The organism is Halococcus thailandensis JCM 13552 (assembly GCF_000336715.1).
Taxonomy (GTDB): Archaea; Halobacteriota; Halobacteria; order Halobacteriales; family Halococcaceae; genus Halococcus; species Halococcus thailandensis.
This window is the reverse complement of the sequence record NZ_AOMF01000165.1, coordinates 118914-143810: the sequence shown is the minus strand read 5'-3', so window position 1 is coordinate 143810 and position 24897 is coordinate 118914. Positions and strand designations below refer to the sequence as shown.

The window sequence follows — 24897 nt, the reverse complement described above, 5'->3', positions numbered from 1 at the left end:
AGCCCTCGCCTCGGCGTTCCCGTCACCCCGTACTCGTCGGCTGCGTGGGCATCGCTCATTACGTGGGTGCCTCGTCCCCTCGGCGTATGTACTATACGAATTCTCCTCGCCAGTACCCCGTGAAAACAATTTGATGAGTGGTCCTCGCGGCGGATCACGGATTGTGGTTCTCGACCAGAACAACGAACGAGTCCCTCGGTCGATGGCCAGTCGTTGGTCATCCCCGACTGAATTCGTCAGACGATATCAGTCGCGATAGTTCCGCAGCACGATCCAGCCGGCGGCGATCGCGCAGATGGCCCCAACGACGAACGCGACGGGCTGGCCGGACGCGCCCCACTCCCAGCCCAGGGCCGTCGAGCCGAACAGCGCGATTCCCACCGCGAGCAGTCCGACGACGGTACCGATCGTGGACGTATCGCGCTCGAAGAGTGACGCCATGGCGGAACTACCGATAGCAACGATATAAACCCTGGCCGAGTGGTACGGGGTCGAACGTTCGGCGAACGGGCACTGTCGAGACGAATGGTAAAACAAATGGCCGGGCGTGTAGTGGTGACGACCAATGAAGACGCTGCTGTTGACCATCGACGCGTGGCGCGCCTCGCATGCCTCATTCGCGCCCGATGCGGTGGGCGATCACACGCCGAACCTCGCGGCGCTCGCCGAGGAGGGGACGGTCTTCTCGCAGGCCGTGAGTCACGGTCCGGCGACGCCCTACGCCTTCCCGTCCGTGTTCACTTCGACGCTGCCGCTCGATCACGGTGGCTACGAGCAGCTGAGCGACGAGCGGACGCTGGTGAGCGAGACACTCCAGGACGCGGGCTGGAGCGCTGCGGGCGTCCACGCGAACCCGTGGCTCGGCGAGAAATACGGCTACGGCCGTGGCTACGACATCTACCGCGACGTCGGCGAGTTCGGCCTTCCCGGACTGGAGCGTGGGCGGCAGTTCCTGCTCGACAACTTCTCGCTCGATAGCCCTGTCTATCGGGCGGCGCAGTCGCTCTATCGAACGGTGCAAGGTCCGTTGCGGATGCTCGGCGGTGGCGACGCGGCCGAGATCGAGGTCGCCCGGAAAGCGCTCGAAAAGTCGAGCGACGAGACGTTCGTCTGGACGCATCTGCTCGAACCCCACGCGCCGTACACGCCGCCGAAGCGCCATCGCGAGGCCGTCGGCGTGCCAGAAACCGACGCGACGCCCTCCCAGCTCGTCACGCGCGCTCAGCACAGCCCCGAGGAGTTCACCGAACGCGAGCGCGAAGTCATCCGTGGGCTCTACGCCGCCTCGGTCCGCCACGCCGACGAGAAGGTCGGCAAGCTCCTCGACGCGGTGGACGACGACACCCTCGTGATCGTCTCCGCCGATCACGGCGAGGCGCTGTTCGAGCACGGCCAGGTCGGCCACGAGCCAGCGCTGTACGACGAGCTCACGCACGTTCCGCTCCTCGTTCGTCCGCCGGGCGGCGCGACGGCCGAACAAGTCGAGACGCAGGTGCGCCACATCGACATCGCGCCGACGATCCTGGATTACGCCGACGCCGAGCAGCCCGATTCCTATCGCGGGCGCTCGCTTCGGCCGGCCGTCGAGGGCGAGGGGATCGACGACGAGGTGGCCATCTCGGAGGTCGCTTCCTCGGCGACCGAGCCCGGTCGGCTCGCGCCGGACGAACTCCAGGTCGCGGTGCGTACGCCCGAGCGCAAGCTCATCCACGCCAACGGCGAGGTGCTGGCGTTCGACCTCCAGGATGACCCCGACGAGCGCGAACCGATCACCGACCCGGTCGGCGACGATTGGGACGACCTCCGAACGGTGCTCGACGACCGGCTGGCGACGATCGATATCGGCGAGAGCGAGGGTGTCGACCGCGACGAGGAGGTCCAGGAGCGCCTGCGGAACCTCGGCTACATCGACTGAGTGTGTGGCAGCGGTGCGGCGGCGGTGGCGGTGGCGGTGGCGGTGGCGGTCCTGGTGGATGAAGGGCGAACGAGCGGTGGGCGGCGCGAACGAAGTGATGCGCCGCCGTGCGAACGGCGAACGGAGTGAGCCGTGAGCAGCGAGTGAGGGCTTCGACGGTACTGTGCGGTAGCTGTTGGGAAGGCGTCGGTGTCCGCGCGAGTGTAACGAGCGCGGTTCACCGCTCGCGCGGTTTGCGAGCGGGCGTTTTTAGTCCAGGTTTTGGAGAGGGTTTGACCGAGCGCCGCAGGCGCGAGGGAGGACCCTCTCTAAAAAGTGGGTGTTAGAGACTCCACTGCGGGTCGAGCGGCTCCCAGGTGACGGGACCGGCCTCGACCGGGCTGAGCCCCGTGTGATCGTGACATGGCGCTCCAGGAACCGATACTTCGTGGAGACATGGCCCGTCCCCGGTGGGGCGAGCACAGACCGGTGTCCCCTCGTTAGTGGGGCAGACGGTGCTTGCCATATCTGAACATAGAGTGACTGCAGGATGGCGTCGGGGCCTGCGCATGCGCGCCCTATATATCGGGGTGTGTGATCGTTTCTGATCGGGTGACGGCGCGGGTGTGTCGATCATTGATCCGCCCGGCCGTCAGTTCGTGTCGGGATTGCATCGGAGCTGATAGATGTGTTCGAGGAACTCCCAGTATTCGTCGGCGCTGAGCTTCGACTCGCCGCGTTCGCGTTCGGTGAACACGTACGGGATCTCGACGACGCGCTCGTAATCGCATTTCATCAGCACTTCGAGCAGAATTTTGTAGCCGGTGGGTGCGAGCGCGACGTCGTCGATGAGCTCGCGTCGGATGGCGAAGAAGCCGCTCATCGGGTCGGCGATGTCACGGGTCGGCGGCAGGACGAGTTTGGTGATCGCCATCGCGCCGCGGCTGACGAGCCGCCGGAAGCGCGACCAGTTCTCGACGCCACCGCCGGCGACGTGGCGGCTGCCGATGGCGATGTCGGCCCCGTCGTCGAACGCCGCGATCAGTTCGGGCAGTTTCTCGGGTGGATGCTGGAGATCGGCGTCGATGACCGCACAGCACTCGTAGCTGGCTTCGTCGAAGCCCCGGGAGACGGCGGTCGCGAGCCCCGATTCCTCGGTGCGGCGCACGATACGGACCGTCTCGGCGTCCGCGTAGGAGTCGGCGACGAGCTGCCAGGTCTTGTCCGGCGAGTCGTCGTCGACGACGACGATCTCGAAGCGGTAGTCGGCGAGGGCGTCCCGACAGCGCTCGACGACGCGCTCGATGTTCTCGCGCTCGTTGTACGTCGGAATGATGATGGAGACCGAGCGCCCGCGGCTCGCCGTCGCCTGCTCCTCGCGGCTGCTGTGGTGCGTTCCCGACCTGCTGTCGGGGGCGATTCCGCGGCCGCGTTGGCTGGGGCGGTCGGTCACGATGATTCCTCTCCACGCCCGGGGCTAAAAACCGTTAGCACTTCGGGTGCACCCTCGCCATGCGTTGCCGACCCGAAGACGACGCGAGGACACAACCGGTAAGTCGGTGCTCGTCCAGGAATCAGGGGATGAGTTCGGCAGCCGCAGCGAGCGACTGGGTACATCTGACGGGCGAGGAGCGGGTGCTCTGGGCCGGTATGCCGAGTCTCTATCCGGCGATTCCCACGTTCGCGGTCGCGTTCGTGCTGAGCATTTTCGGCGTCTGGCTCTTCCGCGACGGATCGCTCCCTCTGCTTCCGTCGTGGTTCGCGCTCGTGCTCGTCCCGTTCGGCGCGCTCGCCGCCGTGTGGGCGTATCTCTCGCGCTGGAGCACGCGCTACGTGTTCACGACCAAGGCGATCTACGAGAAACGCGGCGTGCTCTCGCGAACGGTCACGCAGATCCGTTTCGATCGCATCCAGAACACCGCCTTCGAGCAGTCGCTCGTCGAGCGCACCCTCTCGTACGGCGATATCGAGGTCTACACCGCGGGCACCGGCGGGGTGAACCTCTCGCTGCGCGACGTGCCCGATCCCAAACGTGTGAACGCGCTCGTGACGACCCGCCTCGGCGAGACTGCCCGCGCACGGCGCTCGCAGCGATCGACCGACGAGCCTTCGACGGCGTAGCTCCCTCCTTTCCCTGTCACCCTGCAAAACGATCACTGCTCGCGGTTCTCGCGGTAGTCCGGTGCGTCGGGAAACGACTCCGCGTCGTCGGACGCCTCCTCGTACTTGCGTCGATCGGACTCGTCGAGCACGCCCGGGATCCGTCGGATCGAGACGTCTTCGAGGAGTTTGTAGAGCACGAAGAGGAGAACGGTGAACAGGAGCACTTTGACGAGATAGAGCTCCACGATCCGAGCGAGCGTGAGATCGTTGAGCAGGATGTTCCGCCCGATGACGAGGATGAGCAGCGTCACCATGAGGAACACCGCAGGCACGAACAGCAGGAGGAAGCCGATCGCGAGCAGTCGGCCGCGCTCCGAGGGACTCGGTGATTCCATCCGAGAGATCGGCGACCGACGAGCATAAACGTAGCTGATAGCACGACTCACGATCGGCGGCTCGATGCGGATCCGAGTCGGCGCGTCGCCCGTCGAGCAATACTAAACGCTTATTTTCGCTGGACTCCGGGGGGCACTGATGAGCGACCCGGAGGGCTCGGAGCACGAGCAGGGAGTGCGACACGCGATCGAGCGATCGGAGAGCGGCGCTCCGGCCACCGGAGCGGTCGTTCGTGACCGCTTTTCGGCCGACGAGGTGTTCCAGCGGATCGTCGCCGCCGCCGACGAGGAGGTCACCTCGGGCACCCGCGAGCTGTTCTTCAGCTCGCTCGCCGGCGGGTTTGCGATCACGATCACGTTCCTGCTCTACTCGTCGCTGACGGCCAGCACCGGCGGCGACCCGATCCTGAGCGCGCTCTTGTACCCGCTCGGGTTCATCTACATCATCATCGGCGGCTACCAGCTCTACACCGAGAACACGCTGCCGCCGGTGGCGCTGACCCTCGAACGGCTGTCGAGCATCCCGGCGCTCGTTCGCCACTGGCTCATCGTTCTCGCCGGCAACTTCGCCGGCGGTGCGATCGGCGCGGCCGCGCTCGCCTGGAGCGGCGTGTTCTCGCCCGGCGCGTCACGAGCGGCGCTCGAACACGCCCAGCACGGCATTCAGACGCCAGCAGCGTCACTGTTCTTCAAGGCCGTCTTCGCCGGGCTGATCGTCGCCGGGCTCGTCTGGATGGTGTACGCCTCCCAGGACACCATCTCGCAGCTCGTCATCGTCTACATGGCGTTCCTCGCGATCCCGCTCGGCGATCTCTTCCACGTCGTGGTGTCGTTCACCGAGATGACCTACCTGGCCCTCGCGGGCGATCTCGCCCTTACGGTCGGCCTGACGCAGTTCGTCGTTCCGGTGTTGCTCGGCAACACGGTGGGTGGGATCGTGCTCGTGACGGTCGTCAACTACTTCCAGACGACCGAGAACCGCCTCGAATCCGCCCGGTTCGAGGGGGTCGACCGACAGCTCTCGATCCGGGAGTGGCTGTTCGGGCGGCTGGTCGGGCGGTCGTACGTCTCGATGATCAACACGGCCGCGACGGTCGCGCCGGACGCCGACGAGTACCGCGTGCTGGTGCCGATCGCCAACCCGCGCACCGAGTCGCGACTCGTCGAACTCGCGTGCACGCTCGCCAGTCGGCACGAGAACGCCGTCGTCCACGCGATCCACATCGTCCAGACGCCCTCGCGGGCGTCGATGACCTACGACCACGCCCAGCAGACACGCATCGTCGCGGAGTCGGATCGGCGCATGGAGGGGCTCCGCGAGACGGCGCGCTCGGCCGGGGTCGCCTACGAGACGTCGACCCTCGTCTCGCACCGCTCGTTCCAGGAGGTGTTCGACGCCGCGAACCGCGTGCGGGCGGATCTCGTCGTGCTGGGCTGGGGGACCGACCGTCCGTGGGCCGAGGGCCGCACCGACCGCCCGATCGGCGAGATGATCCCCCGGCTGTCGAGCGACGTGCTCGTGCTCAAGGATCAGGGACACGACGCCTCGCGTGTCCTCCTCCCCACCGCCGGCGGCCCACACTCCGATCTGAGCGCCGAGGTCGCAAAGACGCTCCGCGAGGTCGTGGGCTCGACGATCACGCTCCTCCACGTCGTCGACGGTCCCGACGAGCGGGACGCAGGTGAGCGGTTCATCGCCGACTGGGCGGCCGAGCACGGGTTGGCGGACGTCGACAGCACGGTCGCGGACTCCGGCGACGTCCAGCGCGAGATCAGTCGCATCGCGGACGACCACACGTGGATCATCCTGGGTGCGACCGAAGAGGGACTGCTCTCCCGGCTCGTCGCCGACTCGTTGCAGTTCGACGTCATCGACGAGGTGGGGAGCTCCGTGCTGCTCGCCGAGCGCTCGGGCGAACGCTCCCTTCTCGAACGGCTGTTCGGCTGAGTGCAATCAGCTATCGTCGAATACGATCGGTCGTTGGTCGTGTGCGATCGGCCGCATCGCTCGACGGACTCAGTCGTCGGCCGGTGTCTCTAGCCGTCGCGGCTCGCCATCGAGTCGCGCCTCGACGCCCGCGACCACCTCCCCGATATCGGCGACGCGTGCGGTTTCGATATCCGTTGTGTGCTCGTCGTCGATTACTTCGTTAGCAACTTCTCGGACGACGACCAGCCGTCGAGCGTGCTCGGCGAGCGCACGATTGGTTTCGTCCGTGCCGGCGAGCACGGTGCAGTCGGCCGCCTGCACCGACTGGGAAACTTCTCGCCGAATGTTCCTGTCGACCGGTGCGAACGGCGCTGCCGTGACGGTCGTGACGTCGTGCGCGCGGGCGGTGTCGAGCGCCCGGTCGCCCTCCGGCAGGACACCCGCCGAGACCGAGAATCCGGTCGTCGCGAGCGTGGCGATCGCGCGGGAAGCGGTGTGACCACCACCGAGGACGTGGACGTGTGCGTCGCGGTCGGGCTGGCTCTCCGTGACGGTGACGTCGGGCGTTCCGGTGACGGGATGGCTCGTCACCGTCGCCTCGGTCCCGAAGGCGTGCTCGACGTGCTCCTCGGCGAGCACCGACTCCGGCCGGCCGGCCGCGAGCAGTTCGCCGTCGGCGACGAGCGCCAGCCGGTCACAGAAGCGCGCGGCCAGCGAGAGGTCGTGGATCGCACAGAGCGCGGCACGTCCCTCGGCGACGAACTCGCGGGCCAGCGAGAGGATCCGCACCTGATGATCGATGTCGAGACTGGCGGTCGGTTCGTCGAGCAGGAGCGCGTCCGGGTCCTGACAGAGCGCGCGGGCGACGACGACGCGCTGGCGCTCGCCGCCGCTCACCGCGTCGATCGATCGGTCGGCGAAGCGTGCGACGTCGGTGCGTTCCATCGCTCGCTCGGCGTGCTCGCGGTCGGTTGGAGAGACGCGCTCGAACCGCGAGCGGTAGGGTGTCCGTCCCATCGCCACCACGTCGCGGACGGGGAAGGCAAAGGAGAGGCTCGTCTCTTGCGGGACGGTCGCTACCTGGCGAGCGAGCGCCCGTGCTGAGAGGTCGGCCACGTCGTCGCCATCGACGGTGACGCGGCCCGCCGTCGGTTCGAGCAGTCCGTTGATCGTCCCCAGTAGCGTGCTCTTGCCCGCGCCGTTCGGTCCGACCAGCCCGACGAGCTCGCCACGGTCGACGGTGAGGTTTACGTCCGAGAGGGCCTGGACGTCGCCGAAGGCAATCGAGAGGTCTTCGACGTCGATCACAGCGCGTGCACCTCCCGGCGGCGGAGCAGATAGAGGAAGAAGGGCGCGCCGACCGCCGCCGTCACGATCCCCACGGGGAGTTCTGCGGGGCCGGATCGCGCGAGCGTGTCCGCGGCGACGAGGAAGACGCTCCCCGCGAGCGCGCTCGTCGGGAGCAGGATTCGGTGATCGGGACCGACAAGCAGGCGCATCACGTGGGGCACGACGAGCCCGACGAAGCCGATGACGCCCGAAACGGCGACCGCGCCGGCGGTCAGTACGCTCGACAGGGCCAGCAGGACGCGCTTGCTGCGTTCGACCTCGATACCGAGCGAGTGGGCTTCGTTCTCGCCGAGCAGGAGCACGTTGAGGTCGCGCGTGTACGCCACGAGAACGACGAAGACGACGAGTGCGACCGGGAGCGTCGTCACGACGTCGTCCCAGCCGGCGTTGTGGAGGTGGCCCATCAGCCAGTAAGTCACCCGTTCGAGGCTCTCGCCGGCGTTGATGAGCAGATAGGAGATGACCGCTCCGAGGAAGGTCTGTACCGCGACGCCGGCGAGCAGGAGGGTTGCGACGGGCGTTCGTCCACCCTCGGTGGCGATGAGATACACCCCGAAGGCGGCGATCAGCGCGCCGGCGAACGCCGCTCCCTGGAGCCCGAGTGCGAACGGAGTAGCGATGGGGAGGACGATCCAGGCGACCGCGCCCGTCGCCGCCCCCGTCGAGACGCCGATGATCGAGGGGTCGGCCATCGGGTTTCTGAAGAAGCCCTGCATCACCGTGCCGGACGCGCCGAGGGCGAACCCGACGATCGCCGCGAGCGTGATCCGAGGCAGGCGCAGGTCCATGACGATCGTGCGGGCGGTCTCGGGGACCGCGAACGAGAGCGAGGGGAACGCGTCGAGGATGACTCGCGCCACGACGCCGTACTCGATGCCGACCGGTCCGAGCGTCGCGCTCGCGAGGATGGCCCCGACCAGCGCGAGCGCGAGACCGGCCGACCACGCGAGCGCGCGCGACCCGATCGTCCAGCGGGCGTCCGACCGCGCCGCGGCCGTCGCCCCCTCGCCGTCCATGAACCCAACTGCGCTTGGGTTAGATAAGTATTTATTGCATAGCACCGCAGGCTGGGAGTGTATGCTTCCGAAGACAGCGAGTGCGGTGATGGTCGTATTAGTAGTGGTCGCCGGCATCGGACCGGCAGCAGCGTCGCCGGCCGCGATGGGATCGCAGCCGGCACAGACGGCGAGCTGTTCGTTCCCGGTGACGGCGACCGACGCGACGGGGACCGACGTCACCGTCGACGAGGAGCCCGAACGGATCGTCAGCCTCCAGCCGAGCGCGGCACAGACGCTCTGGGAGATCGGTGCGCGCGACAAGGTGGTCGGCGTCTCCAAGTACGCCAGCTATCTCGACGGGGCCGAAAGCCGGACGAACATCTCCGGTGCGGGCCAGCAGTTCGTCAACGTCGAGAAAGTCACGGGACTCGAACCCGACCTCGTGCTCGCGCCGAACACCATTCCGAACGAGACGGTCGAGACGCTGCGCGGTGCCGGACTGACCGTCTTCAAGTTCGAGTTCGCGGGCTCGTTCGCCGACATCTCCTCGAAAACGAACCAGACGGGCCAGCTCGTCGGGGCGTGTGACGAGGCCGAGCGCACCGTCTCTGAGATGGAAACCCGCGTCGACGCGATCCGGCAGGCGGTCGGCAACGAGTCCGCGCCGGGCGCGCTCTACCTCCAGACCGGCAGTTTCGTCCCCGGCAACGGCACGTTCATCGGTGACGTCCTCACGACCGGTGGCGCGGAGAATCTCGCCGCGAGCGAGGGGATCGAGGGCTATCAGAAGATCAGTTCCGAGGTCGTCGCCAGTCAGAACGTCGAGTGGATCGTTACAGCCGATCCCTCGATCGTCCCCGACGAGGCACCCTGGTCCGAGACGACCGCCGTCCAGCGAAATCAGACGCTCGTCGTGAACGGTAGCTACATCAGCGAACCGGCACCACGGGTGATCCTCCCGTTGACCGAGATCGCCCGCAACCTCCACCCCGAGGCGATCCAGTCGGCGAACCTCTCCGAGACGTCCATCGGACCGGCGAACCGTAGCGCGAACGCGACGACCGCACAGCCGATCGCGGCCGACGGCGGCACCGTGACGACGGATGCCGGCGACGCTTCGACGAGTGCGGGTGACGGCGCGACGGCAGCCGCGACCGATGGCAGCGGTGCAGCCGACGAAGCGACCGACGCGGCCGGCGATGCGACCGACGACGCCACGACCGGCACCGCCGCGAACGCCACCACGACGAGTTCGGGCAGCGGCCCCGGCTTCGGCGTGACGGTGGCCGTCGTCGCGCTGCTCGGCGCGGCGCTGCTCGCCCGGCGGACGTAACGAGCGACTCGATCGGTGCGGCCCGGTTGCAAGCGGTTTAATTCCCCGGGTGGCGAACGGCGGCCATGGTCGAGAACGTCATCTGGCCGGCCTATCTCGATGCGTCGTTGAGTCGCAACGAGGGCCGACGCGTCCCCCGTACCGTCGCCGTCCCGGAACCGACCGTCGACGAGATCGCGAGCGCGGCCGGGCAGGTCGGCTACGACGTGGCGATCGAACGCGAGAAGACCTATCCGCGCGAGTACGAATCCAGAGGGCGCGTGCTGATCAAGGACGCCGACGACGACGGCAAGTCCGATCTGCTCCAGGCGATCGCGGCCTACGTCAGCGCGCTCCGGGAATGAAGCGCGCTGGCGAGGTCGTCGGCGTCGCACAGGGGATGGCGATCGTGCGCGCGCCCGACGAGGGCCATCCCGCCATCGGGACGCGACTGCTCGAACAGGACCTCTCGACCGCGGGCCAGGTCGTCGACGTGTTCGGCCCCGTCGAGCGGCCCTACCTCTCCGTCGACACGACGAACGGGCCGGCGGCGCTGCTCGGCGCACGGCTGTACAGCGACTGAGTTCACCAGCGCCAGCGGCCGGATTCGCTTGAGGGTTCGAACGCGAGCGGCGCGTCGAACGGTTCGTCCTCGTCGCCGAAATGCTCGGAACGCCCGGCGAGGACCACGTTGACGACCGCACCGAACAGGAGGACGACGCAGCTGTAGTAGAGCCAGATGAGCACCAGCAGGACGCCGCCGACGATGCCGTAGGCGGCGTAGCGGCCCGCGTAGGCGACGTAGAACTGGAAGACGAACTCCGTGAGCGCCCAGCCGAGCGCGGCGACGACGGTCCCGGGAACGACCTCGCGTACCGAGACGTCGACGTCGGGAACGAAGTAGTAGAGCGGCAGGAAGGTCACGGAGAGGCCGACGAGCACCAGGAGCGTGCCGAATCGCTCGACGGTCGGCAGAATTGGGACGACCGCGAGCACGCCGCCGACGAGCACGACGGTGCCAATCGCCAGCCCGACGGCGACGAGCACGACGATCGCGTCCCGGAGCTGTTTGAGAAGCGATTTCGCCTCGCCGATCCCGTAGACCGCGTCGAAGGCGATGTCGAGCCCGCGAAAGAGCTTGAGCGCGCTCCACAGCAGCGTGACGAGGCCGAGCGCCGAGGCCCCGGTCTGGCCGGACGGATCGGTGAGCACGTCCGAAAGCACCTCGCGCGCGCTGTCGGTGAGCGTCGATTCGAGCAGCCCCGTGACCTCCCTGGCGAACGCCTCGCCGCCGACGACCGAGGCGGTGATGAAGGCCAGAATGAAGAGTGGAATCAACGAGAGGAAGGCGTAGAACGCCAGGCTCCCCGCCATGAACGTGAGGTGGTTCTCGGTCGTTTCGGCGATCATCGCCCGCAGGACGACGACCGGGCGCGACGAACGGAGATTCATGCGACCCTCGTACGATGAGAGGGCTGCCGACGCCTAACTCTTCGCCTTCGCCGACACAACGAAACCCCGAAGGTCGCGCCCGGGGTTCGTGGGGTATGCACCAGCGCACGCGGGCGATCGTGGCCGGCGGGGCCACGGTCGTCATCTTTCTCCTCGTTCAGGCGGGCGCGGTCGCGCTCGCCGGCCCCTTCGAGAGCGCGGGCTATCGCGCCGTCGAGAACCCGTCGAACCCGACCAACAGCATCGCCTACATCGGCGCGATCCTCGTCGCGACGGCGGCGATGCTCGCGGTCATCAAGTTCGGCGTCGACTGGCTGCTGCGCGGGTTCGTCATCGTCTCAAGTGGACTCATCTCCCTGTACGTCTTCTCGGTTCTCGCCCCACCGCTCTCGATCGTCGTGGGTGGTGTCGCGATCAACCCGCTCGCGATCGGCCCGGCCATTTTCCTCGCACTCGCCCTGCTGCTCTATCCCGAATGGTACGTCATCGACGCCGCGGGCGTCGTCATGGGTGCGGGCGCAGCGGGCATCTTCGGCATCAGCTTCGGCCTCCTGCCGGCGATCGTTTTGCTCACAGTTCTCGCGGTCTACGACGCGATCTCTGTCTACGGCACCGAGCACATGCTCGCGCTCGCCGACGGCGTGCTCGACCTCAAACTCCCCGTCGTGCTGGTGATCCCGCTCACGCTTTCCTACTCGTTTCTCGACGACGCGCCAGCGACCGACAGCGGGGACGAACGGGAGTCGGTCGAGGCCGATGGCGGCGACACCGAGGAGACGAGCGCCGACCGCCCGGACGCCGACGATCGCGACGTCTTCTTCGTCGGCCTCGGCGATGCGGTGATGCCGGCCGTGCTGGTCGCGAGTGCTGCCGTCTTCTCACCCGCCGAACCCCTGGTCGCGGGTTTCGCCCTCTCGCTGCCGGCGCTCACGGCGATGATCGGCACGGTCTGTGGGCTGGTCGTCCTGCTCTGGCTCGTCATGAAAGGGCGCGCACACGCCGGCCTACCACTGCTGAACGGCGGCGCGATCGGTGGCTATCTCGTCGGCGCACTACTCTCCGGGATCCCGATCGTCCGCGCGCTCGGTCTCGGCCCGTATCTCTAACTTCCCTCGCCCGGTGGGTAGGCGTCCTGCCAGGGGCGCACGCGTTCGAGCGCGGCGCTCGCGGCGAGCACCGTCCCCTCGGCGTGGCGACGGCCGACGATCTGGAGGCCGACCGGCAGCCCGTCGACGAACCCCGCCGGAATCGACGCGACCGGGTGGCCCGTGAGATTGAACGGCCACGTGAGACACCAGTCGACGACAGGATTGGCGACCGACTCGCCGTCGATCTCGCTGGGTCCGTCACGGCCGTGCTCGAACGGTGGGACCGCGGTGGTCGCGCTGACGAGCAGGTCGTGCTCCGCGAAGATCGACTCGACGGCGTCGTAGAAGGCAGTTCGCGGTCGTTCGGCCTGCTTGTAACCGAGTGCGTCCGAATCCTCGCCGATGGAAACCAGCGTCGCCGTCGAGGACATGAGCTGTTCGCGGTCGCCCTCCCCGATCCGTCCCTCGGCTTCGAGCCCGTCAACGAGCGCGGCGAACAGTACCGTGGTCTGCTGCGTGAACGCGTATCTGAGTTCCGACAGCGTGCCCTCGTAGGGTGGATCGGTCCGTTCGACGTCCCCGACGACGCCCGCGAGATCGCCCACCGCCTCGTCGAGTTCCTCCCGGACGCGCTCGGCGACGTCGAACAGTCCGAGGTCGGGGCTGTACGCCACGGAGAGATCGTCGGTCGATCGGTCGATTGCCGCGCGATAGTTGGTCGTGGGCGCGGGCAGGCTGTACGGATCGCTCGGGTGCGGTCCCGAGAGCACGTCGAGTGCGATCGCGGCGTCCTCGACCGTGCGCGCGAGCGGACCGCTGCTCGAAAACGGTGTCGCCATGCCGAAGGCGTCCGGTCTGAGCGCGTTCGGTACCCGACCGAAGGAGGGCTTGATGCCGTAGATGCCGCAGTTGGCGGCCGGAACCCGGATCGAGCCGCCGGTGTCGGAGCCCTGCGCGAACGCCGCCAGCCCGTCGGCCACCGCCGCCGCGCTCCCGCCCGACGATCCTCCGGAGGTTCGCTCGGGATCGAACGGCGTCCCCGTCCGGCCGTGCAGCGGGTTCTCGGTGACGAGTTTGTGCCCGAACTCGGGCGCGTTCGTCGTGCCGAGCACGATCGCTCCGGCGCGTTCGAGCCGTTCGGTGACGACCGCGCTCTCGTCGGGGACGAACTCGCCGACCGCCGCCGAGCCCATCGTCGCCGGCACGCCCGCCTTGAACCCGAACAGGTCCTTGAGCGCGATCGGCACGCCCGCGAGCGGCCCGGGATCCTCGCCGCGGTCGATCGCCGCCTCGATCTCTCTGGCGCGCTCGCGAGCCTCCTCTTCGATGATCGTGACGTAGGCGTTGGTCACGTCGTTGCGCTCGACGATACGATCGAGATAGGCGTCGACGACGGCGACCGGCGAGCGCTGGCCGGCCCTGATCTCCTCCGCGAGCCCTGCTGCCGACGCGAACGGAACCTCTGGCATATCGGTTCCTCTCGCGCCGGTGATTAGTCTCTTTCCCCGGTGTCGGGCGCGTTCTACTCGCCGGTGAGCGCCTCGCTCGCCAGGGCGAACTCGAGTTCGGTACCCAGGTTCTGCTCGCGGGCCTTCTCGTAGAGCATGTACGCGGCAGCGACGGTCTCGATGCCCGTCCCGCCGGAATCGAAGACGGTGATCTCGTCGTCCGATTCGCGACCCGGCACTTCGCCGGCGACGACCTCGCCGAGCTCGCCGTGGACGTCGTCCTCGCTCACGACGCCCTCCTCGACGGCGTTGATGAACGAGCCGGCGTCGTTCATGACGCGCTCGCGCAGGTCGGGGACGTATTTCGCGCGTTCGATCGTCGTCGCGTCGAGCTCGTGTTTCACGTCGTCGTACTGGCCCATCGCGGTGACGTGCGTGCCGTCTTCGAGCACGTCACCGTCGAAGACCGGTTCTGAACTGTTCGTCGCGGTGATGACGACGTCCGCGTCCTCGACGGCGGCGGCGCTGGAGGCGACGGCCGCCACGCTCGCCGAGAGCTCCTTGTTCATCGACGCGGCGAACGCTTCACGGTGGTCGGTCGTCGGCGAGTAGATGCTGACCGTCTCGAACTCGCGGACCGTCGCGGTCGCCCGGAGCTGGCCGCGTGCCTGCGCACCGCTGCCGATGACCGCGAGCGTCGTGGCGTCCTCGCGCGCGAGCGCGTCGACGCCGGTCGCGCCGGCCGCGCCCGTCTTGAACGGGTTGAAGCTCGCGCCGTCAAGCAGCGCGAGCAGCGCGCCCGACTCCGCGTCGAACAGCGGGAGCGCGAACTGGGCGTCCCGCCGACCGAACCCCGCCGCGTACATGTAGCCACCCATCGCGCCCGTCTCGGGGAGGATGGCGCTGTACCCGGTGAACATCCCCGGTGGCTCCTCGTTCATGAGCTTCGTGCGCAGCGCCGCGGGCGCACCCTCGCCGCGCTGGCGGTAGCCCTCGCGCACCGCGGCGACGTACTCCGCCGGCGTCGCGAGCCCGGCACACTCGTCGCTCGTCAGAAACAGGGTTCCGTCGGTGTCGGCCATATCTCGGCAACGCGCGGCGAGTGCTTATGGCTGGTGGCTCGTGAAAACGGGAGAACGGAAGAGAAGACGGATTCAGTCGGCGGAGTTGATCTGACTGTCCGGGGTGGCGTTGACGGTCTGAGAGGTGGGCTGCGGTGTGGCCGACGCGCCGGGTGCCCGAACGAACATGCCGTGGCCGATGAGCGCGACGGCGACGCTCGCGGCGATCGGGACCGCGAGCGTGAGCGAGACGCCGACGGTGGCGAGAACGGTGGTGATCCCACCCAGTGCAAGCGGGATGAGCCCGAGCAAGAGATCGTAGTACTGAGTCATTATACACCATTGTAGGAGAGGGACCCACATAAGTGTTCCCCATAGGTGGGGTGTGGGCGAGAGATACGAACGCAGCTATTTACAGATACCACACCTGTAAGTTATGAGGTTGTGAGATCACCCACGACAGAGAATTATCGACGAATAAAGCGCTCCTCAGCGGCTGAGATAGCCGACCGTGGCTCGCCACGGGACGAGCAACACGAGCCCGACGCCGAGCGAGACGAACATGAACGTCACCGCGAAGTCGCCGTGGAACGTCGCCGTGGCGCGCAGTGCCTGTCCGACGAGCACCGCGCCGATCCACGCGAGCGCGGTCCGGACGACACCGCTGCGCAGCGACCGGTAGATTCGCGGCGCGTACACGCCGGCGAGGACGGACGCGATTACCCAACCGATGAGGAAGGGGAGCGCGGTCCCGACGACCCGTCCCGGTTGGGCGAGGAGGTCGTAGCCGTGCTGGAGCTCGCCGATACTGACGAACAGGAACACGAGCGCGATGTCGCCGACAGCGATGGCGAGCGTCCGCGGCGAGGCGTCGACGCGCGTCCGCAGCGATGCGGCGGTGCTCATGCGTCTCTCTTCGAGTGCGCGCGGTATGTAGGGCTCGCTTTCACCGCTTGACGCCCGCGACGGTGAACCCGAACCCGCGATCCGGGATCGCGGCGTCGAGTCCCGTGCGCTCGACCGCTCTGGCGAGCTCCTCGGGTGTGAAGAACTCCGAGTCGAACCCGACGATGTGCTCGCCGGCGGCCAGCGCCTGGCCGCGGACGGTCGCGCGGTTGAACTCCCGACAGACGACCACGCCGCCGGGCCGAAGCACCCGCTCGGCCTCGGCGAGCGCGCCGGCCCGGTCGCTGATGTGGTGGAGCGCGTCGACGATGACGACCGCGTCCACGCTGTCGTCGGCGACCGGCAGCGTCGCCCCGTCGCCGCGGACGCAGTCGAGCCCGACTCGCCGCGCCTCGGCGAGCATCTCCGCTGCAGCGTCGACGACGACGCATTTCGGGCTGTCGAGAACGCGTGCCGCACGTCCCGTCCCGCCGCCGACGTCGAGGGCGCGTTCGATCTCCCGATCGGCGAGGGCGAGTCCCGCCCGGAGCGCGCGCTCGTTGGTCGCGGGAGAGAGCCGCTCGTAGTAGCGTGCGGCCCGCTCGAAGAGCGCGACGTCGCCCGGCGTGTGCATGACTCCTCCTCGCACCGGCCGGCGCTTAAATCGTCCGGCGCAGGGTCTATCCCGATCCGCCGTCGAAGTCGGCCATGGAGTACGCGGTCTGCGGCTGGCCGGCCGACGGGCCGACCCTCCGGCTCGACTACCGCGAGTTCGCCTACGCCGGCAAGTTCGTCATGTCCTCGACCGGCAAAGCCGTCGTCCGCGATGCGTGCGAAGAAACCGACGGCAAGTGGGACGACGGGATCATCGCGGCGATCGCCTTCAACGAGGACCGCACCGACCCCGACACGCTCTGGTTTCGCTACATCACCGTGCGCGCCGACCGCCGCGGTGACGGGCTTGGTCCGCGCCTCGCGATCTTCACCGCCGAGCGCGCCCGCGACCGCGGTTACGACCGCCTCCGGATCGCGGTCAACAACCCCTTCGCCTACGAGGCGCTCCACAAGGCCGGTTTCGGCTACACGGGCCGTGAGACCGGCCTCGCCGAACTCGTCCTCGAACGTCCCAGCGATCGCTCGCGGGCGACCTACCAGTCGGGTCTCGACGTCTATCGTGAGCGCGACCTCACCGAGGGCGAGGAGGAGTTTCTGGCCGCACGAAACGATACCGGCCCACCGTCGGTGATCGCTGCACCGGACTGATCGTTTGTCCCTGATCGAGGGCAACCATCGTGCTCCGCATAGTGGTTTTCGTGCCCGCTGGCACGTCCTGGGAGTCGGTAGTCGGGGGATTCAAGCGCTGCTCTCGCCTACGGCTGGCAATGGGAAACGCAGACCTCCGCCAGCTCGCGGCCATCGAGCCGATCGAGTTCTCGGAGCTTGCCGGCGCGACGGTGGCGATCGACGCGCACAACTGGCTTTATCGGTATCTCACGACGACGGTGAAATGGACCAGCGACGCGATCTACACGACCGCCGCGGGCGAGGAGGTCGCGAACCTGGTCGGCGTCGTCCAGGGGCTGCCCAAGTTCTTCGAGCACGACATCACCCCGGTGATGGTCTTCGACGGCGGCGTCACCGACCTGAAGACCGACGAGATCGAGCAGCGACGCGAACAGAAGGAGAAGGCCGCAAAGCGAGCAAAGGAAGCCCGTGAGGCGGGCGACGCCGTCGAGGCCGCTCGGCTCGAATCGCGCACCCAGCGCCTGACCGACACCATTCACGAGACGACACGCGAACTCCTCGCTCTCCTCGACGTCCCGATCGTGGAAGCACCGGCCGAGGGCGAGGCGCAGGCGGCCCACATGGCCCGCACTGGCACCGTCGATTACGCCGGCAGCGAGGACTACGACACTCTGCTGTTCGGCGCGCCGCGCACCCTCCGCGATCTCACCAGCAAGGGTGATCCCGAGTGTATGGCGCTCGACGCGACCCTCGACGAGCATGATCTCACGTGGGAACAGCTCGTCGACGTCGGTATCCTCTGTGGGACGGACTTCAACGACGGCGTATCGGGCATCGGGCCGAAGACGGCCGTCAAACTCGTCGGTGAGCACGGCGATCTCTGGGCGGTGCTCGAAGCCGAGGATGCCTACATCGAGAACGCCGACCTCGTTCGCGAGCTGTTCGTGAACCCGGACGTCACCGACACCGACTTCGACCCCGCAATCGAGCCGGATCTCGACGCCGCCCGCACGTACGTCACCGACGAGTGGGAGATCCCCGCAAGCGAGGTCGAGCGCGGGTTCGAGCGCATTCAGGAGAGCGTCGTGCAGTCGGGACTCGACCGCTGGACGTGAGGGTTTTACCGCGGCCGCACTCCCCTCGGGTATGGACACGGCCGACGTCGAACGACTCATCGAGGACGACATCGAGAACGCCGAGGCGACGGTCACGCGACCGCGCGGGGTCGAGGACGACCATCTCGCCGCGGTGGTCGTCGCGCCGGCGTTCGAGGGCGAGAGCGTCCTGGATCGGCACGAGCGCGTCTACGACGCTCTCGGCGACCACATGACGACCGACATCCACGCGCTCGAACTGACGACCCACACGCCGGAGGAGTACGCCGCCGAGAAGTGAGAGCGCCGCCGGTTCCCGTGAGTTTTATTCACCCCGGCGCGAAGCGGACGTGCATGAGCGATGATTACAGAACGGAGTCCGATAGCCTCGGCGAGATGGACGTCCCGGCGGAGGCCTACTGGGGCGCACAGACCCAGCGCGCCGTCGAGAACTTCCCCATCTCGGGCATCACTTTCGACCGACGGTTCATCCGCGCGCTCGGCACGGTGAAGAAGGCCGCCGCCCAGGCCAACCGCGAACTCGACCTCGTCGACGAGGACACTGCCGACGCCATCGTCGACGCCGCCGAGGAGGTCATCAACGGCGAGCACGACAGCCAGTTCCCCGTCGACGTCTTTCAAACTGGGTCGGGCACCTCGACGAACATGAACGCCAACGAGGTCATCGCCAATCGCGCGAGCGAGATTCAGGGAGCCGAGGTCGGCTCCGAGGCCGTGCATCCGAACGACGACGTGAACTTCGGCCAGTCCTCGAACGACGTGATCCCGACCGCGATGCACGTCGCCACGCTCGAAGCGATCCAGCGCGATCTCGTGCCCGCGCTCGAAACCCTCCGGGCGTCCCTCGGCGAGAAGGAAGCCGAGTTCGATACGGTCGTGAAGACCGGGCGCACACACCTCCAGGACGCCACACCAGTCAGACTAGGCCAGGAGTTCGGCGGCTACCGCACCCAGATCGACAAGGGCATCTCGCGGGTGAGTCGAACCACTCGAAACCTCTCGGAGCTCGCCCTCGGCGGCACGGCGGTGGGCACAGGGTTGAACACCCATCCGGAGTTCCCCGAACTCGCCGCCGACTACATCTCCAGCGAAACCGGATTGCCCTTCGAGGAGGCGACCGACCACTTCGAGGCCCAGGCCGCCCACGACGCGATGGCCGAGACCCACGGCGCGCTCAGAACCGTCTCGGGGTCGATGCACAAGATCGCCAACGATCTCAGACTGCTGGCCTCGGGTCCCCGGAACGGCATCGGCGAGATCGACCAGCCCGAGAACCAGCCGGGTTCGTCGATCATGCCGGGGAAGATCAACCCCGTCGTCGCCGAGGCCGTGAACCAGACCCACGTCCAGGTCGTCGGCAACGACGCCGCCGTCGCCACCGGTGCGGAGAACGGCCAGATCGATCTCAACCTCTACAAACCGGTGATCGCCTACAACACGCTCCAGTCGATCGAACTGCTCGCGAACGCGAGCGAGGCGTTCGCCGGGAAGTTCGTCGACAACCTCGAAGCCAATCGCGAGCGCTGCGAGGAGCAAGTCGAGCGCAGCATGGCGCTCGCCACCGCGCTCAACGCCCACATCGGCTACGACGACGCGAGCACGGTCGCCAAGGATGCCCTGAAGCAGAACAAAACGGTTCGCGAGGTCGTCGTCGACGAAGGCTATCTCGACGAGGACGAAGCCGCGGAGGTCCTCGACGCGGGCGCGATGACCGAGCGCGGGATTCCGGGCCGCGAGGAGTAGCTCAGCTCGGCGTGAACTCGCCAGCGAAGACGATCTCGTCGAGCGGCTTGCGCTGGTTCGGCTGCTCGTCGTCGGGTGCTCCGGTCTCGTCGTGGACGCCGACGGCAGCCATCGCCTCGACGGCGTACTCGTCGGTGAGCGAGAACAGGTCGCGTGCGCCGTCGTAGTCGAATCCCTGCATTCCGTGGACGACGAGCCCGCGGCGTGCACCCTCCAGAGCGAGGTTCTCCCACGCCGCGCCGGTGTCGAACGAGTGGGTCGGCGCGTGCTCGCCGTTGTGGTCGAACGTCGTCTTCGAGAGCACGACCACGAGCGCCGCGGCGTCGTTCGCCCATTGGCGATTACCTTCGGCGAGCAGCTCCGTGAACGCCTCCCAGCGATCGTCGTCGGGCGTCGCGTAGACGAACCGCCAGTGCTGGTTGTTGTACGAGGATGGTGCCCAGCGCGCGGCCTCGAACAGCGCGAGCAGTTCGTCCTCGGCCAGTTGCTCGCCGGTCATCGTCCGCGGCGACCAGCGGTTGACCAACAGCGGGTCGACGTCGTAGTTCGGATCGCGGTTGTCGTCGACGGCCGATCGCAGTCCGTCGCTCGTCGAGCCAGCACCGGTGATGTCGGGGTCGCTCGTTCGTTGCATCGTATCGCCCGACGTAGCCGCTACGCACGGACAAATCCACCGATAGCGATCCGTCGGTTCGACGGGTGGGATCGACACCGCCCGCGGGAGGCGGCGGTTTATGTGGGGAGGGACCGGTGTTCGTCGCATGGAGCGGCTCGATTCGCGCGTCAGGATCGTCTGGCTCGCGAGCGCGCTCGTCGGTGGCCTGATCGGTGGCGCGCTCGTGGGTGCAGCCGGGCGCTTTTTCTTCGACAGCGGCCTCTGGATCGTGCCCGTCGCGTTCGTCGTGCTCGCCGTTCTCGGAGCGGGCTACGAGCTCGCCCGCTATCGGATCTGGCGGTTCGCGATCGAGGACGACGCCGTCACGCTCGAACGGGGCGTCCTCACCCGCGTGACGTCGGTGGTGCCGTTCGTTCGTGTCCAGCACGTCGACACCCAGCGCGGGCCGATCGAGCGTCTCGCTGGCCTGTCGAGCGTCGTCGTCTACACCGCCGGCTCGCGCGGTGCCGACGTCACCATCCCGGGGCTCGCGCCCGAGCGCGCCGACGCCATCAGGGAACGACTGCGCCGGCTCGCCATCGAGAGCGAACCGGGCGAGCCGGAGGACGCGGTGTGAAACTCCACCCGCTCTCGCTCGTCTTTCGGGCGCTGCCGCGCGGCGTCCAGCTCGGCTCGTTCGGCTTCTTCGCCGTCACGGTGGCGACCACGACGGTGGCGGCAGTACCCGGCTGGTTCGCCCTCACCGTGATAGCGACGATCGGCGGCTTCCTCGTCGGTGTGGGCTACGAACTGCTCTACTACCGCCGGTTCGAGTACGAACTCACGGCCGACACGCTCGATATCGGCTCGGGCGTGCTCTCGCGGCGCGAGCGCGAGATCCCGATCAGGCGGGTACAGAACGTCGATATCTCGCGGGGGATCGTCCAGCGCGCGCTCTCGATCGCGGCCGTCGGCATCGAGACTGCCGGCGGCGGCGAAACGGAAGCCGACCTCCGCTACGTGAGCTACGAGGAGGCCAAACGCCTCCAGCACGACATCCGGCGGCGCAAGCGCGGCGCGAGCGACGAACCGACAACCGACGAGGGCGAGAGCGAGTCCCAGGGCGAACTGCTGTTCGCGCTCACACACCGAAACCTCGTCATTTTGGGTCTGGTTGCGCCCGATCTCCGGGCGCTCCTGCCGGTGCTCTTCTTCGCCGTGCCCACCCTCGGCATCTCGATCCCCGATCTGCTCGCCGAGAGCGGTGCGTTCGGCGTCGGGCCACGCGGGGCGGCGCTCGCGATCGTCTCCTGGGTCGGGACGGCTGCCGTGACCGCCGCGCGCTACTACGAGTTCCGCCTCACTCGCTTCGGGGACGAACTCCGCTACGAACGCGGTCTGCTCTCGCGCTACGACGGCTCGATCCCGATCGACAAGATCCAGCAGATCGATATCCGGGAGAACGTCCTGATGCGCCGGCTCGGCTACGGCTCGCTCGCCGTCGAGACCGCGGGTTACACACCCGGCGAGGGCCCCTCGGGCGGATCGGAGGCGGCGATCCCGCTGGCCGAGCGCGAGCGCGTGCTCGCCTTCGCGCGCTCGATCGACGGGTTCGCCTTCGACGATCCGGACTTCTCCCGTCCACCTCGCCGCGCTCGACGGCGCTACGCCGTCCGCTATGCGCTCGTGATTGCCGTCATCACGGGCGTACTCTACGCGCTGCGCGCCGGGGTCGCGACGGCCGTCGTCGGTCGTTCGCTCGGCGGCTGGAGCACCCTCCTCGACTACTGGTATTTGCCACTCGTCGGTCTCGTTGCTGTCCCGTTCGCCGCCCACTACAAGTGGCTCAGTCGTGGCTACGACGTGGGAGCGGAACACGTCTTGACGCGCAACGGGTTCTGGCGGCGCACGATCGCCGTCGTGCCCGCCTACCGGATCCAGACGGTGATCCAGACCGCGACGCCGTTCCAGCGCTGGCGATCGCTCGCGAGCGTCGCCATCGACACCGCCGGCTCGCTGTCGGTGACCGATCGCGGCGCACGTGCGGTCGATTTCGACGCGGGCGAGGCGACAACCCTCCGCGAGACGGTCCGCCGACGGCTCGACGAGAGTCTCGCCCTGCGCCGCGACGTTTCGACCACGAACGATCCAGCCGACGACGTGCCGGATCGAGTGAGTGGCGACGAAGACCACGCGTGAACGAATCCCTCTTTCGCCGGTCGGAACGTCGCTGTGGTCCATTCATAGGTCAGCCATCTCCGACCGCTGTATGCCTTGTCCGACGCGAACGTTCCATACTACACGTAGCCTCGATTAAGAATTTTCAATAGTCTAAATTCGTACAATTGATATATTTTGCAATACATCTAAGGATTTTATAGCGATAGATTTATTAATCAAATAGATAGCCAATGAACCAATGAACAACAGAGTCGTGATATGGCTCGTGGTTGGTGGACTCGTTCTGTCGACCGTTGGGGTGGGTGCGTTCGTCTCCACGAACGGCGAGAACGGGATTCACCGAGACAACGAAAGCCAGTCGAGCGAGACGAAACCCATGAGTATCGAGAACGTCAGCGTTCTCGATCGGACGAACGATCGCCTCAGACTCGCGATCTCGTTTCGCGGTGCGTTCGATCGCGAACAATTGAGCGATTCACTCGTGGACGCCGTCGATGACGCGGCTATCAGGGCGAGCAGCCTGGAGATCGCCAGTGTCGAGAACCACGTGGCGACGGTCGTGGTCGCGACTGGTGGCGATGCGAGCTCGCAGGCGGCAGCCAGTCGAATCGAACAGTTGCTGCAGCAGGCGAATCGAACCCAACCGTCCGGTGACGAGCGTACGAGCGAGAGTTCGGACCCGAACGCGACGTACTATCAGCTCGACTTCGTGCGCGGTGATCCGATCGAAAACCTCCGTGGACCCGAGGGGACCTACACCAACGGCAATCTGATCCGCTTCGCTCACGGGAGCGCCATGGATGGGATCACTCGCCGCTCGGAGGGCGAGCTCACGACGAATCGGACGCTCGCACGGTGTGTCGAGAGCCGAGAGATCGCAGTCGACGACGGGATCGCACACGTGACGTTCAGCGTTGCGGAGGGCTGTGGGCCGCTCGAACTGACGCTCGCAAGCTACACCAAGCCCGGACCGGTCTGGTCGCCCGAGACCGAACCGCTCCAGGAGTTCGTCGGGGCCGATACACGAACCTTCGAATCGGGTGGTTCCTACACGCTCCGCGTCGATCTCCCGCCCAGCAGCGACACGGCCGCGACGGAAACGGCAGACCAGACCGATACCACCTCGACACCGTCGACGACCGAAACGGAACCGGTGACGGCGACTGCGTCGGCGACAGCCGTTTCGGAACAGACCGCGACGGCAACCGACATTCCAGAACGGACTGCGAGATCGACCGTGACGTCGGAATCGGCTACAGCTCCGACCGAGACGTCGAATCCGACCGAAACAGCAACGCTCACTCCGGAATCGACCGGAACCGAGACGTCACCGTCCGAACCGTCACCAGCCCCGACATCGACGCCAACCGCAACCCCCACATCGACCACGACTTCCACGTCGACTGCAACCCCGACACCAACGCCAACATCGACGGCGACTTCCACACCGACCGCGACCCCGACGCCAACGCCGACCGAGACGCCGGGAACACCGGACGACGAGCAGCCCAGTATCACGTTCCGCAATCAGCCGTCACAGGACGGGTCGTCGGTCGAAGTGATGGCGGCGACGGTCGACGACGAGAACGGTGGGTTCGTGGCGATCTACAACGCCAGTAGTTTCGACGAGATCGACGACACCCCGATCGGTATCTCGAAACTCGGTACAGGCACGACCGAGAACGTCATGATCGATGTCGATCCGCAACTCGACTCCGTGCAGACGCTCACGGCCGTCCTCATCGACGACACGGACGGCGACGGGCAGTACAGTCAGGAGATAGATATGGCGGCTCTCGGCGCGAACGGCGAACCCGTGAGCGAGTCCGCGAGGGTGGTCGTCCTCGTGCAGGAAACGCCGACATCGACCGAAACGACAACACCCACTTCGACACCGACGACCGACGATGAGACACCGCTCCCGTCCGGTCCTGCCACGACGAACGCGGCGGCAGCCAATCGGCCATCCGACACGGAAACGACCGGATCGTCCACCGAATCCACGACGGTGAACTCGTCGTCAACGGTAACGAACACGACCGTCGAGCCGTCGATAAGCGGTTAACGGCGTTCGAACGATCGAAACCATTATATCCCAGTTC

Annotated in this window: 26 protein-coding genes; 14 read left to right on the top strand and 12 right to left on the bottom strand. The window is 67.2% G+C overall.

Features of this window, described 5'->3' with window-relative positions:
* Nucleotides 1–246: 246 nt before the first annotated feature.
* A complete protein-coding gene (locus tag C451_RS14425; protein ID WP_007741677.1) occupies nt 247–441 on the bottom strand; it encodes a hypothetical protein in 195 nt (64 codons plus the stop codon).
* Nucleotides 442–565: 124 nt separating this feature from the next.
* On the opposite strand from C451_RS14425, the gene C451_RS14420 reads away from it, so the two are divergent.
* The gene (locus C451_RS14420; protein ID WP_007741676.1) at nt 566–1915 is read left to right on the top strand and encodes a sulfatase; all 1350 of its coding nucleotides are present in this window, start codon (nt 566–568) and stop codon (nt 1913–1915) included.
* A 631-nt stretch (nt 1916–2546) separates the two neighbouring features.
* Here C451_RS14420 and C451_RS14415 read toward each other — a convergent pair.
* Nucleotides 2547–3347 carry a polyprenol monophosphomannose synthase gene (locus tag C451_RS14415; RefSeq protein WP_007741675.1) on the bottom strand — a complete coding sequence of 267 codons (801 nt, stop codon included), beginning with the start codon at nt 3345–3347 and terminating at the stop codon, nt 2547–2549.
* Nucleotides 3348–3475: 128 nt separating this feature from the next.
* On the opposite strand from C451_RS14415, the gene C451_RS14410 reads away from it, so the two are divergent.
* A complete protein-coding gene (locus C451_RS14410) occupies nt 3476–4015 on the top strand; it encodes a PH domain-containing protein (protein ID WP_007741674.1) in 540 nt (179 codons plus the stop codon).
* 32 nt (nt 4016–4047) lie between these two features.
* Here C451_RS14410 and C451_RS14405 read toward each other — a convergent pair whose 3' ends face one another.
* The gene (locus C451_RS14405; protein ID WP_007741673.1) at nt 4048–4392 is read right to left on the bottom strand and encodes a hypothetical protein; all 345 of its coding nucleotides are present in this window, start codon (nt 4390–4392) and stop codon (nt 4048–4050) included.
* A 139-nt stretch (nt 4393–4531) separates the two neighbouring features.
* On the opposite strand from C451_RS14405, the gene C451_RS14400 reads away from it, so the two are divergent.
* A complete protein-coding gene (locus tag C451_RS14400; RefSeq protein WP_007741672.1) occupies nt 4532–6340 on the top strand; it encodes a formate/nitrite transporter family protein in 1809 nt (602 codons plus the stop codon).
* Between the two features lie 69 nt (nt 6341–6409).
* Here the strand turns inward: C451_RS14400 and C451_RS14395 are convergent, their stop codons facing one another.
* Nucleotides 6410–7630 carry a heme ABC transporter ATP-binding protein gene (locus tag C451_RS14395; RefSeq protein ID WP_007741671.1) on the bottom strand — a complete coding sequence of 407 codons (1221 nt, stop codon included), beginning with the start codon at nt 7628–7630 and terminating at the stop codon, nt 6410–6412.
* On the bottom strand, nt 7627–8688 hold the full coding sequence (gene btuC, locus C451_RS14390) for a vitamin B12 ABC transporter permease BtuC (protein WP_007741670.1): 1062 nt from the start codon (nt 8686–8688) through the stop codon (nt 7627–7629). Before btuC ends, C451_RS14395 begins: the two co-directional genes overlap by 4 nt.
* A gap of 61 nt (nt 8689–8749) precedes the next feature.
* Between btuC and C451_RS14385 the strand changes: the two genes are divergently transcribed.
* The 3 genes from C451_RS14385 (at nt 8750) to C451_RS14375 (ending at nt 10565) form a co-directional block, all read left to right on the top strand.
* On the top strand, nt 8750–10003 hold the full coding sequence (locus tag C451_RS14385) for a PGF-CTERM-anchored ABC transporter substrate-binding protein (protein ID WP_241431242.1): 1254 nt from the start codon (nt 8750–8752) through the stop codon (nt 10001–10003).
* Between the two features lie 65 nt (nt 10004–10068).
* Nucleotides 10069–10347 carry a signal recognition particle subunit SRP19 gene (gene srp19 / locus C451_RS14380; protein WP_007741668.1) on the top strand — a complete coding sequence of 93 codons (279 nt, stop codon included), beginning with the start codon at nt 10069–10071 and terminating at the stop codon, nt 10345–10347.
* The gene (locus C451_RS14375; RefSeq protein ID WP_007741667.1) at nt 10344–10565 is read left to right on the top strand and encodes an H/ACA ribonucleoprotein complex subunit GAR1; all 222 of its coding nucleotides are present in this window, start codon (nt 10344–10346) and stop codon (nt 10563–10565) included. Before srp19 ends, C451_RS14375 begins: the two co-directional genes overlap by 4 nt.
* A 2-nt stretch (nt 10566–10567) precedes the next feature.
* Here the strand turns inward: C451_RS14375 and C451_RS14370 are convergent, their stop codons facing one another.
* Nucleotides 10568–11434, bottom strand: coding sequence for a YihY/virulence factor BrkB family protein (locus tag C451_RS14370; RefSeq protein ID WP_007741666.1), 867 nt, complete (start codon nt 11432–11434; stop codon nt 10568–10570).
* A gap of 95 nt (nt 11435–11529) precedes the next feature.
* Between C451_RS14370 and C451_RS14365 the strand changes: the two genes are divergently transcribed.
* Nucleotides 11530–12540 carry a presenilin family intramembrane aspartyl protease PSH gene (locus C451_RS14365; RefSeq protein WP_007741665.1) on the top strand — a complete coding sequence of 337 codons (1011 nt, stop codon included), beginning with the start codon at nt 11530–11532 and terminating at the stop codon, nt 12538–12540.
* On the opposite strand, the gene C451_RS14360 is transcribed toward C451_RS14365, so the two are convergent.
* From C451_RS14360 to C451_RS14340, 5 genes are all read right to left on the bottom strand, one after another.
* Nucleotides 12537–13991, bottom strand: a complete 1455-nt coding sequence (locus tag C451_RS14360; protein ID WP_007741664.1) for an amidase — start codon at nt 13989–13991, stop codon at nt 12537–12539. The genes C451_RS14365 and C451_RS14360 overlap by 4 nt on opposite strands.
* Nucleotides 13992–14044: 53 nt before the next feature.
* Nucleotides 14045–15052 (bottom strand): ornithine cyclodeaminase family protein, encoded by a 1008-nt coding sequence (locus C451_RS14355; protein ID WP_007741662.1) that lies wholly within the window; start codon nt 15050–15052, stop codon nt 14045–14047.
* Between the two features lie 72 nt (nt 15053–15124).
* The gene (locus tag C451_RS14350; protein ID WP_007741661.1) at nt 15125–15364 is read right to left on the bottom strand and encodes a hypothetical protein; all 240 of its coding nucleotides are present in this window, start codon (nt 15362–15364) and stop codon (nt 15125–15127) included.
* Between the two features lie 156 nt (nt 15365–15520).
* Nucleotides 15521–15937: a DUF3054 domain-containing protein gene (locus tag C451_RS14345; RefSeq protein ID WP_007741660.1), complete on the bottom strand. Its 417-nt coding sequence runs from the start codon at nt 15935–15937 to the stop codon at nt 15521–15523.
* A gap of 40 nt (nt 15938–15977) precedes the next feature.
* Nucleotides 15978–16550 (bottom strand): class I SAM-dependent methyltransferase, encoded by a 573-nt coding sequence (locus tag C451_RS14340; protein WP_007741659.1) that lies wholly within the window; start codon nt 16548–16550, stop codon nt 15978–15980.
* Between the two features lie 74 nt (nt 16551–16624).
* Here C451_RS14340 and C451_RS14335 point away from each other — a divergent pair, with 74 nt between their 5' ends.
* The 4 genes from C451_RS14335 to C451_RS14320 all read left to right on the top strand — a co-directional run bounded on the left by C451_RS14335 (nt 16625) and on the right by C451_RS14320 (nt 20019).
* Entirely contained in the window at nt 16625–17179 is a 555-nt protein-coding gene (locus C451_RS14335; protein WP_007741657.1) for a GNAT family N-acetyltransferase, read from the top strand.
* A gap of 119 nt (nt 17180–17298) precedes the next feature.
* Nucleotides 17299–18276, top strand: a complete 978-nt coding sequence (gene fen, locus C451_RS14330) for a flap endonuclease-1 (RefSeq protein ID WP_007741655.1) — start codon at nt 17299–17301, stop codon at nt 18274–18276.
* Between the two features lie 31 nt (nt 18277–18307).
* A complete protein-coding gene (locus C451_RS14325) occupies nt 18308–18556 on the top strand; it encodes a BolA/IbaG family iron-sulfur metabolism protein (protein ID WP_007741652.1) in 249 nt (82 codons plus the stop codon).
* Nucleotides 18557–18609: 53 nt separating this feature from the next.
* Complete coding sequence (locus tag C451_RS14320) at nt 18610–20019, top strand: class II fumarate hydratase (protein WP_007741650.1); 1410 nt, start codon at nt 18610–18612, stop codon at nt 20017–20019.
* A 1-nt stretch (nt 20020) separates the two neighbouring features.
* Here the strand turns inward: C451_RS14320 and C451_RS14315 are convergent, their stop codons facing one another.
* The gene (locus tag C451_RS14315; protein ID WP_007741649.1) at nt 20021–20653 is read right to left on the bottom strand and encodes a nitroreductase family protein; all 633 of its coding nucleotides are present in this window, start codon (nt 20651–20653) and stop codon (nt 20021–20023) included.
* 127 nt (nt 20654–20780) lie between these two features.
* On the opposite strand from C451_RS14315, the gene C451_RS14310 reads away from it, so the two are divergent.
* The 3 genes from C451_RS14310 (at nt 20781) to C451_RS22665 (ending at nt 24860) form a co-directional block, all read left to right on the top strand.
* On the top strand, nt 20781–21251 hold the full coding sequence (locus C451_RS14310) for a PH domain-containing protein (RefSeq protein WP_007741648.1): 471 nt from the start codon (nt 20781–20783) through the stop codon (nt 21249–21251).
* Nucleotides 21248–22813 carry a PH domain-containing protein gene (locus tag C451_RS14305; protein ID WP_007741647.1) on the top strand — a complete coding sequence of 522 codons (1566 nt, stop codon included), beginning with the start codon at nt 21248–21250 and terminating at the stop codon, nt 22811–22813. The genes C451_RS14310 and C451_RS14305 overlap by 4 nt, the downstream gene beginning before the upstream one ends.
* Before the next feature lie 220 nt (nt 22814–23033).
* On the top strand, nt 23034–24860 hold the full coding sequence (locus tag C451_RS22665; protein ID WP_007741644.1) for a DUF7282 domain-containing protein: 1827 nt from the start codon (nt 23034–23036) through the stop codon (nt 24858–24860).
* Nucleotides 24861–24897 lie beyond the last annotated feature (37 nt).

What these genes read in the sequence shown, in the direction of transcription:
- C451_RS14385 (WP_241431242.1), top strand. Translation starts at nt 8,750, where the DNA reads ATGCTTCCGAAGACAGCGAGTGCGGTGATGGTCGTATTAGTAGTGGTC.
- C451_RS14310 (WP_007741648.1), top strand. Translation starts at nt 20,781, where the DNA reads ATGGAGCGGCTCGATTCGCGCGTCAGGATCGTCTGGCTCGCGAGCGCG.
- C451_RS22665 (WP_007741644.1), top strand. Translation starts at nt 23,034, where the DNA reads ATGAACAACAGAGTCGTGATATGGCTCGTGGTTGGTGGACTCGTTCTG.
- C451_RS14340 (WP_007741659.1), bottom strand. Translation starts at nt 16,550, where the DNA reads ATGCACACGCCGGGCGACGTCGCGCTCTTCGAGCGGGCCGCACGCTAC.
- C451_RS14315 (WP_007741649.1), bottom strand. Translation starts at nt 20,653, where the DNA reads ATGCAACGAACGAGCGACCCCGACATCACCGGTGCTGGCTCGACGAGC.
- C451_RS14325 (WP_007741652.1), top strand. Translation starts at nt 18,308, where the DNA reads ATGGACACGGCCGACGTCGAACGACTCATCGAGGACGACATCGAGAAC.
- C451_RS14365 (WP_007741665.1), top strand. Translation starts at nt 11,530, where the DNA reads ATGCACCAGCGCACGCGGGCGATCGTGGCCGGCGGGGCCACGGTCGTC.
- C451_RS14320 (WP_007741650.1), top strand. Translation starts at nt 18,610, where the DNA reads ATGAGCGATGATTACAGAACGGAGTCCGATAGCCTCGGCGAGATGGAC.
- C451_RS14405 (WP_007741673.1), bottom strand. Translation starts at nt 4,392, where the DNA reads ATGGAATCACCGAGTCCCTCGGAGCGCGGCCGACTGCTCGCGATCGGC.
- btuC (WP_007741670.1), bottom strand. Translation starts at nt 8,688, where the DNA reads ATGGACGGCGAGGGGGCGACGGCCGCGGCGCGGTCGGACGCCCGCTGG.
- C451_RS14410 (WP_007741674.1), top strand. Translation starts at nt 3,476, where the DNA reads ATGAGTTCGGCAGCCGCAGCGAGCGACTGGGTACATCTGACGGGCGAG.
- C451_RS14425 (WP_007741677.1), bottom strand. Translation starts at nt 441, where the DNA reads ATGGCGTCACTCTTCGAGCGCGATACGTCCACGATCGGTACCGTCGTC.
- C451_RS14345 (WP_007741660.1), bottom strand. Translation starts at nt 15,937, where the DNA reads ATGAGCACCGCCGCATCGCTGCGGACGCGCGTCGACGCCTCGCCGCGG.
- srp19 (WP_007741668.1), top strand. Translation starts at nt 10,069, where the DNA reads ATGGTCGAGAACGTCATCTGGCCGGCCTATCTCGATGCGTCGTTGAGT.
- C451_RS14360 (WP_007741664.1), bottom strand. Translation starts at nt 13,991, where the DNA reads ATGCCAGAGGTTCCGTTCGCGTCGGCAGCAGGGCTCGCGGAGGAGATC.
- C451_RS14335 (WP_007741657.1), top strand. Translation starts at nt 16,625, where the DNA reads ATGGAGTACGCGGTCTGCGGCTGGCCGGCCGACGGGCCGACCCTCCGG.
- fen (WP_007741655.1), top strand. Translation starts at nt 17,299, where the DNA reads ATGGGAAACGCAGACCTCCGCCAGCTCGCGGCCATCGAGCCGATCGAG.
- C451_RS14350 (WP_007741661.1), bottom strand. Translation starts at nt 15,364, where the DNA reads ATGACTCAGTACTACGATCTCTTGCTCGGGCTCATCCCGCTTGCACTG.
- C451_RS14375 (WP_007741667.1), top strand. Translation starts at nt 10,344, where the DNA reads ATGAAGCGCGCTGGCGAGGTCGTCGGCGTCGCACAGGGGATGGCGATC.
- C451_RS14400 (WP_007741672.1), top strand. Translation starts at nt 4,532, where the DNA reads ATGAGCGACCCGGAGGGCTCGGAGCACGAGCAGGGAGTGCGACACGCG.
- C451_RS14420 (WP_007741676.1), top strand. Translation starts at nt 566, where the DNA reads ATGAAGACGCTGCTGTTGACCATCGACGCGTGGCGCGCCTCGCATGCC.
- C451_RS14355 (WP_007741662.1), bottom strand. Translation starts at nt 15,052, where the DNA reads ATGGCCGACACCGACGGAACCCTGTTTCTGACGAGCGACGAGTGTGCC.
- C451_RS14370 (WP_007741666.1), bottom strand. Translation starts at nt 11,434, where the DNA reads ATGAATCTCCGTTCGTCGCGCCCGGTCGTCGTCCTGCGGGCGATGATC.